Source organism: Psychromonas sp. MB-3u-54, from assembly GCF_002836415.1.
Taxonomy (GTDB): Bacteria; Pseudomonadota; Gammaproteobacteria; order Enterobacterales; family Psychromonadaceae; genus Psychromonas.
Window position 1 is genome coordinate 63672 of record NZ_PJBP01000184.1, and the last position, 10040, is coordinate 73711.

Here is a 10040-nt window from a genome sequence, read left to right on the forward strand (position 1 = left end):
GCAAGCTCTGCCTTGTATAAAGCACGCACAAATTGCTGCAAAAATGCACACCAAAGGTCAACAGACCCTAGTCACCGCAGAATGATTTTTGTGCAGCCTGCGCTTTTATTGGTAATCTGAGAATTATCTTCTCTTTTGCTGGGCAGTTGTCTTTTTTGGTAGTTATTTGCACTGTTTCTTGATATTAGTACCCTAGCCAATAACAATAATAGGGATTCTTTGTGCTGAGAAAAGGCTCGATTTTTCATCAATTTATCAATAAGTATTGGGTCGAACATCATTATGTACCGGTCGATCCTGTGGCAGAATTACAGCTTGATTTAAGTCGGCCTATTATTTATTTGATCGCTCAGAATTGTGCAAGTGATCTGCTCGGATTGCAATCCTGCTGTTTGCAGGCCGGTTTACCGGATCCCTGTAGCCCAATAAAGGTCGATCAGGAAAATTTAAGTGCCACCATTTTTATTGAAGATGGCGCTTTATTTTCGCCTGAAGCGCCGTTACAAAACGCACCCTATTTAAGAAAGTATCAGCAGTTATTAGATTTACATCGCAGGCTGCCAAATTTGAATATTCAGTTACTGCCCGTGACTTTTTACTGGGGAAGAAATCCTGGAAAACAGGGCAAAAAATCCCGCCTTGATAGGGTTGAACAACCCCCGGTTAGTTCGCTGCATAAAATCTATATTGTACTTAAAAATGGCAAAGATCATCTGATCCGCTTTAATAAGCCTGTTTCAATTGCGGCTCTCAGGCATCGACTCGATCAGCAAAGAAACTCTAATGATAAGCAATCGGCGAATAAGCTTGCCAAAATTGCGCTGACCTATTTTGCCAATCAGAAACGTTACAGTATGGGTCCTAAACGGCTGAATAGCAGCACTATGATCGAGGCTGTTTTGCAGCAACCACTTTTACGCCAAGCCATTAGCGCTACAGCGGCAAAAGAGCGTTGCACAGAGCCGCAGATTGAGCTGCAATGCCGGAAATATTTAGTTGAGATTGCTGCCAACTTATCCTACCCGCTATTAAGTGTTTTTCGGCTTATTCTAAAAGGGCTCTGGAACCACCTTTACAAGGGAATTGAAGTTAATCATGCAGAGACTGTTAGGCAGGCAAATCAAAGTGGTGCTGAAATTATCTATCTGCCCTGTCACCGCAGTCATATGGATTATTTATTACTTTCCTATCTGTTGGTGGAACAGGGATTAGCGGCTCCGCACGTGGCAGCAGGCATAAACCTGAGTTTTTTTCCGTTAGGTCCGATTTTTAGACGTTCCGGTGCTTTCTTTTTACGCCGCAGCTTTAAAGGTTCTCCACTTTATGCTGCCGTTTTTAATGCCTATTTTTCTATGTTATGCAAACAGGGTTATCCCATTGAATTTTTCAGTGAAGGGGGACGCAGTCGCACCGGGCGTTTATTAACGCCCAAAACAGGACTGCTTGCGACCACATTAAAAACCTATTTAAAGCAACCTGAACGTAATGTGATACTGGTACCGATATATATCGGCTATGACCATATAATGGAAGTGAGTACCTATATTAAGGAGTTATCCGGGCAGAAAAAAGACAAAGAAAGTGTCCGGCAACTATTAACTGCAGTTAAAAACTTGGGTAATTTTGGCCATGTTTTTGTGAATTTTGGAAAGCCTATTAATCTTAAAAAACACTTAAATCAACAGGTTCCAAATTGGCAAACCGCAGGAATAAATGAAAGACAGTTTAAAATGCAGGTACAACAAGTTGCACGGCAAGTGATGGTTGCCATTAACGAGGCAACGGCGGTGAGCGCATTACCTTTATGCGCAGCCATTTTGTTAGCCAGTAAAAACTTTCAATCTACAAAAGCAATTTTTTTAGCGTTACTCGGCAAGCACCAGCAATTACTTGAGTTAAAGAGTAAAAATAGTTCTCTTACTTATCCAAAAGAGAAAAATTGCCGCGTTTACCGGCAAGCGTTAAGCATGAATAAATTTGAGCAGGACGGAGAACTGGTTTTTTGTTCAAAAAATCAAGCGCTACAATTAAACTATTACCGTAACAATATTGTCCATGTTTTTGCTTTATCAGGCCTGGTTTGTCATACCATCTGCTATTTAATGCGGATCAATAAAACCTTAAGCTTCGATAATATCATTTATTACGGAGCAAAAATTTACCCTTTTTTAGCGGCGGACTATTTTCTAAAAACAGCCGTTAATATAGCGCGACTGTTCGAGAGTGAATTATTACAATTGCGCGCTATTGGTGTGTTTAAGTTCGAGAAGGACGAGTATAGTGTCGCAGACACTGTTTTGTTCAATGTTCTGGCGCAGCATTTACAGGAGACATTTTTGCGTTATCAGCAGTTATTTACGCCGCTGTTGAGCTGCAAATATTGGTTAAATGTCGACTATAGGGCTCTCTGTGCACAGGCGAAAGAAAATTGTCGACCCTCGAGTATTGATTCTTTTGATGAAAAAGTGACGCAGGTGTTTTTACAGACAATGCAAACTGAGTACCCTGATTTTGTCCCTAAGGCGCAGGGACAAATATTGCAGGATCTTTTTGCCCCATTCTGCTCAATTGATTTGCAGCATACGGAGAAGACAAAAAAATGTTAATAAACGGAAGAGAGTTGGTCGAGTCATTACGCGCTCAAGTGCAGGAAATCAGCGCTGCACAATTGCATGACATACTGCATGAAATACCGCATGATGGCACGCAGGCCGTGCTGATTGATATTCGCGAAGTGGCAGAAACCGCGGCAGGCACTATCGCCAATGCCGTGCTTATTCCCCGTGGTGTATTAGAGATGAAGATTAGCTCAGAAGAGAGTCTTAAACGCCGTTTTTCTACGCTTGAAATATTGGCGGAGCAACCTGTTTATTTACTCTGCCGCTCCGGAGCTCGCTCGGTATTATCTGCAGTCTCCCTGCAACAGATGGGATTTAAAGATGTTTATTCCGTTGCTGGTGGATTTTTAGCCTGGCAGGCAGCGGGTTTTGAGTGCACCAAGAAAGTATAAAAATCATCTTCGAGACTTTTATTTATTAACCTTTTTATTTATTAACCTTTTTATTTATTAACCCGGGGGCATTTGTGATGGAGCCGTATTTTATCCCGATGGAAAATTTATTTTTTCAGGAGGAGATAAAAAAAAGTCGTTTTATGACTTATTTAGCCCGTGTAGAAGGCAAAGAGCAGGCGTTAACCTATGTGCATGAGATTAAAAAATCACATCAGGCAGCGTCTCATCATTGCTGGGCTTATATCGGTGCTGCTCCTAATAACGATATGTGCATGGGACGCAGTGATGATGGTGAGCCTAAAGGGACCGCAGGCAAGCCCATATTGAGTGTTTTGCAGGGCAGTCATACAGGCGAAATTATTGCCGTTGTGGTGCGCTATTCGGGCGGCATAAAATTAGGTACGGGTGGTCTGGTACGGGCCTATTCGAACGGGGTGCAGCAATTAATAAAACAGCTCACAACGACCGAGAAACGTTTTTATCAGCACTATCAATTACACTGTGATTATGCACAAATGGCACAGATAGAAAGTTTATTAGCGGCACTGTCAGGTCGCATTGTAGAAGTTGATTATTTGCAGTCTATTCAGGCTACAATTGAAGTGGATCAACAGTTGTGTAAACAATTTAGTGAAAAACTCGAATCCCTGACCCAGGGAAAAGTCATTGCCAAAAAAATTCCCTTTATAGTGAGATAACTCAGTGGCCTTTCGTTCCATCATCAGAATAGTTGGCATGTTAGTCGGCTTGTTTAGCTTGACCATGTTACCGCCTGCATTCATCTCCACCTTCTATGAAGGGGCGGCGGGTGAAGACGGAGGCAATTTTTTAGCTGCATTTGTGGTGACCTTATTGATTGCTCTGCTGTTATGGATACCTAACCGGCATGTTAAGAAAGAGCTCAGAGTACGTGAAGGTTTTTTAATTGTTGTCCTCTTTTGGGTAACCTTGGGCAGTGTAGGATCTATTCCCTTTATGATGAGTTCGAGCATCGAAATGGACGCCGCTTCCGCTTTTTTTGAATCCTTCTCGGGCTTAACCACCACCGGGGCAACGGTTATCGAAGAGCTTGATACGCTTCCAAAATCGATTCTTTTTTACCGGCAAATGCTGCAATGGTTTGGTGGTATGGGGATCATTGTTTTAGCGGTTGCCGTTTTACCCATGCTCGGTATCGGCGGAATGCAGCTCTACCGGGCTGAGGCTCCCGGGCCGGTAAAAGACTCAAAAATGACGCCGCGTATTGCAGAAACTGCAAAGGCATTGTGGAATGTTTATCTGTTTGTGACCGTTGCCTGCATGCTCGCATTTTGGCTTGCCGGCATGAGTTTGTTTGATGCCATCGGGCATAGTTTTTCAACGGTTTCTATTGGTGGTTTTTCAACTTACAATGAGAGTATCGGTCATTTTGACAGTAATCTGATTAACCTTATCACTGTGCTGTTTCTGCTTATTTCCGGGGTCAATTATGCGCTGCATTTCAGTGCTTTTTCCAGCAGAAAATTCTCTTTTAATATTTATCGGCAAGATCCGGAACTGCGTGCTTTTATTTTTATTCAGGTATTATTAACCACTGTCTGTTTTGTCGGATTGATGGGTCATGAGGTTTATGATTCAATTGAAAATACTTTCTCTCAGGCATTGTTTCAGGCTGTTTCTATTTCAACCACTGCGGGTTTTACGACAACCGAATTTCAGAATTGGCCGGCGTTTTTTCCGATTCTATTGATTATGTCCAGCTTTATTGGCGGCTGTGCAGGGTCAACGGGTGGCGGTATGAAAGTTATTCGCATTTTATTGCTCAATTTACAGGGGATACGTGAGCTCAAGCGGCTGGTTCATCCCAAAGCAGTTTTTAAAATTAAACTCGCAAATAATGCGCTTCCGGATCGTGTTATTGAAGCTATCTGGGGATTCTTTTCAACTTATGCCCTGGTATTTGTTGTTTGTATGTTAGCGTTATTATTGACTGGTATGGATGAGCTGAGTTCTTTTTCTGCGACTGCCGCCATGCTCAATAACTTAGGCCCCGGGCTTGGGGCGGTCGCGCTTCATTTTAACGAGGTGAGTGCTGCTTCTAAATGGATAATGATCCTTGCTATGTTATTTGGCCGGTTAGAAATTTTTACATTATTAGTTTTATTTACCCCTATTTTTTGGAAAAATTAAAAAATGACAATTAAGACGCTCATATTATATTCATCCGTTGATGGACAAACACTGAAAATTATAAACCGGATTATTGAGTTAATTGAAGGTGACGTGACCCTGGTAAATATTGATGACCAGCCAATAATTGACTTCAGTCTTTACCATAAAGTATTAATTGGCGCCTCGGTTCGTTATGGTAACTTCCGCAAAAATTTGCTGAATTTTGTTAATCAGCATAAAACTCAACTGGATTCATTACCTAATGCATTCTTCGTCGTCTGTTTAACTGCACGTAAGCCGGAAAAAGCGATCCCGGCCAATAATGCCTATATGGCAAAGTTTGATCAATTATCCCAATGGCAGCCGCGTTTAAAAGGAGTCTTTGCGGGCGCTCTGCTTTACTCCCGTTATAACTGGTGGCAAACCCTGCTTATTCAACTGATTATGAAAATGACCGGGGGCAGTACGGACAGCAGTCGGGATATTGAATTAACCGATTGGTCCAAGGTGGAGATTTTCAGTCAAGATTTTTCTGCTTTGTAAATGGCACTGTCATGGCTTCACGCGACTTATTAAGCTGATTTTTTCGGCTGTCTGAATTACACTAGGGACTTGATACTCGAATTACTTGAAGATCTATCTTCAAGTAATCCGAGTATCACCCAATTTCCTTTAACTCAGGCAGCCGCATAGTGACTCAATCAAGCGCCGATAACGCGAAAAAAATCCTACTCGATGTCTTTGGTTACAATGAGTTTCGGGAAGGGCAAGAACTGATTATTAATCAGCTTTGCGAAGGTCGTGATGCTTTAGTGGTTATGCCAACCGGAGGAGGTAAAAGTCTTTGTTTTCAGATCCCCGCATTAGTCAAGCCGGGTATCTGTTTTGTTATTTCACCCTTGATCTCTTTAATGAAGGATCAGGTTGATGCCCTGCGAGCTTGCGGAGTTGCCGCCGCCTATCTAAATTCCAGCCTTTCTTATCAGCAGCAAAATCAAGTTATTAATGATATGCACAGTGGGCAGTTAAAGCTTGTTTATATTGCGCCTGAGCGTTTACTGCGGCCGGATTTTCTGCGCCGCTTAGATAATCTGCCAATTAATTTGTTTGCGATTGATGAAGCACACTGTATTTCTCAATGGGGTCATGATTTTCGCCCTGAATATGCATTACTTGGACAATTAAAACAGCGCTTTCCTGATATTCCACTTGCCGCGCTAACGGCGACAGCCGACTATGCAACACAGCAGGATATTTTAGCGCGTTTGCAGTTTAATGATCCGTTAATTGCTATTCATAGTTTTGATCGTCCTAATATTGAATATCTTTTAATTGAAAAATACCGCCCGTTAAATCAGTTGGCTAATTATTTAGATGAGCATAAAAATGAAAGTGGTATTATTTATTGTACTAGCCGGCGGCGCACCGAAGAATTAGCTGAAAAACTGCGCATAAAAGGCTTATCGGTGCGTTGTTATCATGCGGGAATGATGCTGGAAGAGCGGCAAACAGTGCAGGATTTATTCATCAAAGATAAAATTGATATTGTGGTTGCCACCGTCGCCTTTGGCATGGGGATTGATAAACCTAATGTGCGTTTTGTGGTGCATTATGAAATCCCTAAAAATATTGAATCCTATTATCAAGAAACAGGCCGTGCTGGACGCGATGGTTTACCCGCGCAGGCGATGTTATTTTATGACCCTGCTGATGCCGGTCGGGTCCGCTCACTGCTCGAGAAAAATGCCAATGAACAACAACAACGTATTGAATTACATAAATTAAATACTATGGTGGCATTTGCGGAGGCGCAGACCTGTCGGCGTCAGGTATTACTTAATTACTTTGGGGAATATAGTCATAAAAGCTGTGGTAACTGTGATGTCTGTCTGGATCCCCCGAAAAGTTATGATGCGACCGAAGATGCGCAAAAGATTCTCTCTTGCGTTTATCGTACCGGGCAACATTTTGGACTGGTTTATGTGGTTGAAGTGCTAAAAGGCGCTCAAACTGCACGAGTTAAGAGCTTAGGGCATGATAAGTTGTCTACCTTTGCCATTGGTAAGGATCAACCTACGGAGTACTGGCTAAGCCTTTTAAGGCAGTTGATCCATTGTGGTTTGCTGATGCAGAATTTAACTCGGGGTTCTGCCTTGCAGTTAACCGAAGCTGCAAGGCCTATTTTGAAAGCGGAACAACCTCTTTATTTGGCAGTACCACGTTTAAAACTGGTTAAATCTAAAGATAAAAAGCGACTTTTATCGAATTTTTCAGATAATAAGCTGTTTGCTCGATTACGACAATTACGTAAAAAAATAGCAGATCGTCAGGATTTACCGCCTTATATTATTTTCAGCGATGTTTCACTGTCTGAAATGAGCGAAATAATGCCAACAACCGAGTCGCAATTTTTGAATATCAGTGGTGTTGGCCAAATTAAACTTAATAAATACGGTGCTGAGTTTTTAACCTTAATTAAACAATATACAGAGGAGTTATAACTAAAATAGTCACGGCGGTAAGATTCAAAATTCGCCTATAACGGATTATTTTAATTTAGTGTAATTTAAATTCATTAAGCCTTATCAGGGCTTTTTTTAAGGTGATTTCCGGTAATTTTTCTGCGAGTTCAGCTAAATCATCCTCTTTAAATACTTCACTTAAAACAGTGCAGATACAGGTAAGAGGGGCATAGTTAAATAATTTTGGATTTCTTAAATAATCATTGCCTCTTGCTTCCATCCAACTTTTATTATCCGCATTTAGCATAAAATCTAATCGGTACAGGTCTTTTTTTAATTTTCCCAGCAAGTGCTGATAATTGAGGTTTTTTTGTTCAAGTTGTTGGTGATAATCGGCTATAAAATCAATAGCATATTGACTTGGTAAGTGCTTGAGACTGTGTGTGTTTTGCATTTAATAAGAACCCTATTTTAGAGGAGAAAAGGCTGATGGCGTTGATCTTGCTTGATAAAATATAACCATCCTATGCCATGGTTATTATGTGGTTATTCTAATGAGTTTAGGTCAAATTAAAAGCCTTAAATAGTCAAAAAATAAACTTGTTACATTGTCAGTTGAAGCAGATCACATTTTTGATCTTTATTTAGGATTTGCCTTATGGGCGGGTTCTGATATTTTTAAGGTAGGCCTTAATTTATAGGGATAATTATGCTCTTAGATCAAATAGAGGTGGTCGGGTTTCGAGGTATTAATCGTTTGTCGATTAATGTTAAAAGTTTAAGTGCTTTTCTGGGAGAAAATAGTTGGGGTAAGTCGAGTCTTTTTGATGCATTATCACTTTTTTTATCGGGCACTAAAAAAGCTTATAAATTTACGCGTGATGATTTTCACCGGCCTCCAATTTCAGACGTTAGCTACTGTAAGTTGATCCATCTGGTTTTTACCTTTAAGGAACAGGCGAGTGACGAGTCATTACAAAGGCAATATAAAAGTATCAGTGCCGCCTGGAATCTACCCAAAGAGGGGCGGAGTTATATTTATTACCAGATAGATGGCAGCATCACGGAATCCGGTAATATTATCACTCAGCGTTATTTTTTAGATAATCATGGTCACAAAAAATCATTTGAAAAAGACGTATTAGCTAATTTGGTGAATCAATTTATCTCCTTCGTTCCCGCTCTGCGCATGGGCAGTGAACGAGCTCTGATGGTCACTGCAGAAGAGACTGGGAATCTAGAATATTGCAGTAAAAGAGAGTCCTGTGAAGCAAGGATCAAACGTATTTTTAAACGCTTAAATAAGTCATCTCAGCAATTGTCCGAATCAGAAATGAAGATGGGTTATCAAGCTTTAGTTTATCTTTTTGATCATTATCTATTAAAACATTACGGCCGATCTAATTTTCACCAAAGTGATACCCAGAATGAAACAAAGGGGAGACCGCCTTTTTCTTTTCAGGCATTGACTCATTTTAATGATCTTTTAAAAACGGGTCACAAAAGTGATCGAGCTATGTTACTACTGGTACTTGGCGAGTTCTTAGAGGTCAGAGGTGAACACTTATTACGTCGCGGGGCGACGCCTATTTTATTACTTGAAGAGCCGGAAAATAACCTTCATCCGGTTAATTTAGCCATAACCTGGCGTTTTTTTTCATTATTACCTATGCAAAAATTGGTCAGTACCAATTCAAGTCAGTTATTGTCATTCCTGCCATTAAGTTGTGTTCAGCGTTTAGTGCGTAGTACTGATTTGACCCACAGTTATTCATTAAATCTGAAAAACTTTTCCCAAAACGATTTACGCCGTGTTGCTTTTCATGTGCGCATGACCAGACCGCAGAGTCTGTTTGCCCGTTCCTGGCTGTTGGTTGAAGGGGAGACAGAAACCTGGTTATTGACGGAATTATCGCGTTTATGCGGTTACAATCTTGTTGTCGAAGGCGTACAGATTATTGAGTTTGCACAATGCGGTGTCGCGCCATTGATTAAGTTAGCACAAGATTTACATATTGAATGGCTGGTTTTAACCGACGGTGATACGGCCGGGCAAAAATATGCAGCACGGGTTGCAGAGATGTTATTGGTGAAGGATTCTTTAGTTAATCGTCTGGTAGTTTTACCCGCTGTGGATATTGAACACCTGTTTTTTGATAATGGTTTCGCCAATGTTTATCTTCAAGCTGCAAACTATACTGAAAAAGATTTAGCCCGTATTACAACCCATAAAATTATTGATAAAGCGGTCCATCGATATTCTAAACCAGGATTAGGATTAGCGATAGCCAGTGCGGTTGAGGAGCGGGGCACAGATTCAATCCCGCCTCTGCTAAAACGTCTTTTTTCCCGCCTTGTCGGGCTTGCGCGAAGCCAGTCAGGTTAAGAGATTCAATCCCGCCTCTGCTAAAACA

At 41.1% G+C, this 10040-nt stretch carries 8 protein-coding genes; 7 read left to right on the top strand and 1 reads right to left on the bottom strand.

Annotation, left to right across the window (positions count from 1 at the left end; all coding sequences use genetic code 11):
- Positions 1–221: 221 nt before the first annotated feature.
- The 6 genes from plsB to recQ all read left to right on the top strand — a co-directional run bounded on the left by plsB (position 222) and on the right by recQ (position 7665).
- Positions 222–2606 carry a glycerol-3-phosphate 1-O-acyltransferase PlsB gene (plsB, locus tag CXF72_RS18600; protein ID WP_101041278.1) on the top strand — a complete coding sequence of 795 codons (2385 nt, stop codon included), beginning with the start codon at positions 222–224 and terminating at the stop codon, positions 2604–2606.
- Positions 2600–3010 (top strand): rhodanese-like domain-containing protein, encoded by a 411-nt coding sequence (locus CXF72_RS18605; RefSeq protein ID WP_101041279.1) that lies wholly within the window; start codon positions 2600–2602, stop codon positions 3008–3010. The genes plsB and CXF72_RS18605 overlap by 7 nt, the downstream gene beginning before the upstream one ends.
- Before the next feature lie 77 nt (positions 3011–3087).
- Positions 3088–3711: a YigZ family protein gene (locus CXF72_RS18610; protein WP_101041280.1), complete on the top strand. Its 624-nt coding sequence runs from the start codon at positions 3088–3090 to the stop codon at positions 3709–3711.
- Between the two features lie 4 nt (positions 3712–3715).
- Complete coding sequence (locus CXF72_RS18615) at positions 3716–5182, top strand: TrkH family potassium uptake protein (RefSeq protein WP_101041281.1); 1467 nt, start codon at positions 3716–3718, stop codon at positions 5180–5182.
- A gap of 3 nt (positions 5183–5185) precedes the next feature.
- Positions 5186–5707, top strand: coding sequence for a menaquinone-dependent protoporphyrinogen IX dehydrogenase (hemG, locus tag CXF72_RS18620; RefSeq protein WP_101041282.1), 522 nt, complete (start codon positions 5186–5188; stop codon positions 5705–5707).
- A 149-nt stretch (positions 5708–5856) separates the two neighbouring features.
- A complete protein-coding gene (gene recQ / locus CXF72_RS18625) occupies positions 5857–7665 on the top strand; it encodes a DNA helicase RecQ (RefSeq protein ID WP_101041283.1) in 1809 nt (602 codons plus the stop codon).
- A gap of 55 nt (positions 7666–7720) precedes the next feature.
- Here the strand turns inward: recQ and CXF72_RS18630 are convergent, their stop codons facing one another.
- On the bottom strand, positions 7721–8080 hold the full coding sequence (locus CXF72_RS18630; protein ID WP_101041284.1) for a hypothetical protein: 360 nt from the start codon (positions 8078–8080) through the stop codon (positions 7721–7723).
- A gap of 255 nt (positions 8081–8335) precedes the next feature.
- Here CXF72_RS18630 and CXF72_RS18635 point away from each other — a divergent pair, with 255 nt between their 5' ends.
- Positions 8336–10012, top strand: a complete 1677-nt coding sequence (locus CXF72_RS18635; protein ID WP_101041285.1) for an ATP-dependent endonuclease — start codon at positions 8336–8338, stop codon at positions 10010–10012.
- The last annotated feature ends 28 nt before the right edge of the window (positions 10013–10040 follow it).

Bases quoted from the DNA above. Each gene is read 5' to 3' on its own strand.
- CXF72_RS18605 (WP_101041279.1), top strand. From the start codon at position 2,600: ATGTTAATAAACGGAAGAGAGTTGGTCGAGTCATTACGCGCTCAAGTG.
- CXF72_RS18610 (WP_101041280.1), top strand. From the start codon at position 3,088: ATGGAGCCGTATTTTATCCCGATGGAAAATTTATTTTTTCAGGAGGAG.
- hemG (WP_101041282.1), top strand. From the start codon at position 5,186: ATGACAATTAAGACGCTCATATTATATTCATCCGTTGATGGACAAACA.
- CXF72_RS18630 (WP_101041284.1), bottom strand. From the start codon at position 8,080: ATGCAAAACACACACAGTCTCAAGCACTTACCAAGTCAATATGCTATT.
- CXF72_RS18635 (WP_101041285.1), top strand. From the start codon at position 8,336: ATGCTCTTAGATCAAATAGAGGTGGTCGGGTTTCGAGGTATTAATCGT.